The 1124-nt window shown below is 65.7% G+C and carries 1 protein-coding gene; it reads left to right on the top strand.

The genetic code is table 11. From position 1 onward, the window contains the following. The coding region (gene tuf / locus GT007_RS22065; RefSeq protein WP_160123822.1) for an elongation factor Tu at positions 1–1124 on the top strand (1124 nt) is incomplete at both ends.

The raw sequence follows: 1124 nt of genomic DNA, 5'->3' as shown, positions 1-1124 counted from the left end.
ACGATCGGCCATGTGGATCATGGCAAGACGTCCCTGACGGCCGCGATCACCAAGGTGCTGGCGAAGTCCGGTGGTGCGTCCTTCACGGCGTATGACCAGATCGACAAGGCTCCCGAGGAGCGCGCTCGCGGTATCACGATCTCCACGGCGCATGTGGAATACGAGACGGCGAACCGGCACTACGCCCACGTGGACTGCCCGGGCCACGCCGACTACGTGAAGAACATGATCACCGGTGCGGCGCAGATGGACGGCGCGATCCTGGTGGTGTCGGCGGCCGACGGCCCGATGCCCCAGACGCGTGAGCACATCCTGCTGGCCCGCCAGGTGGGCGTGCCCGCGCTGGTGGTGTTCCTGAACAAGATGGACATGGCGGACCCCGACCTGGTGGAGCTGGTGGAGATGGAGGTGCGCGAGCTCCTCTCCTCCTACAAGTTCCCGGGCGACGACATCCCCGTGATCAAGGGCTCCGCCCTGTGCGCGCTGGAAGACAAGCAGCCCGAGATCGGCGAGCAGGCGATCCTGAAGCTGATGGAAGCTGTGGACAGCTACATCCCGCAGCCGGAGCGCCCGGTGGACCGTCCGTTCCTGATGCCGATCGAGGACGTGTTCTCGATTTCCGGCCGTGGCACGGTGGTGACCGGTCGCGTGGAGCGCGGCATCGTGAAGGTCGGTGAAGAAGTCGAGATCGTGGGCCTGAAGGACACGGTGAAGACGACGGTGACCGGCGTTGAGATGTTCCGCAAGCTGCTGGACTCTGGGCAGGCCGGCGACAACATCGGCGCGCTGCTGCGCGGCACGAAGCGTGAAGACGTGGAGCGTGGCCAGGTTCTGGCGGCGCCGGGTTCGATCACGCCGCACACGCAGTTCAAGGCCGAGGCGTACATCCTGACGAAGGAAGAGGGTGGCCGTCACACGCCGTTCTTTACCAACTACCGTCCGCAGTTCTACTTCCGCACGACCGACGTGACGGGTGTGGTGACGCTGCCGGAAGGCGTTGAGATGGTGATGCCTGGCGACAACGTTTCGATGGACGTGACGCTGATCGCGCCGATCGCGATGGATGAGGGCCTGCGCTTCGCGATCCGCGAAGGTGGCCGCACCGTCGGCGCCGGCGTGGTGGC

Origin of the sequence: Rhodovarius lipocyclicus (assembly GCF_009900765.1) — a bacterium.
Classification (GTDB): domain Bacteria; phylum Pseudomonadota; class Alphaproteobacteria; order Acetobacterales; family Acetobacteraceae; genus Rhodovarius; species Rhodovarius lipocyclicus.
This window is presented reverse-complemented; position numbering and strand designations above follow the sequence as displayed.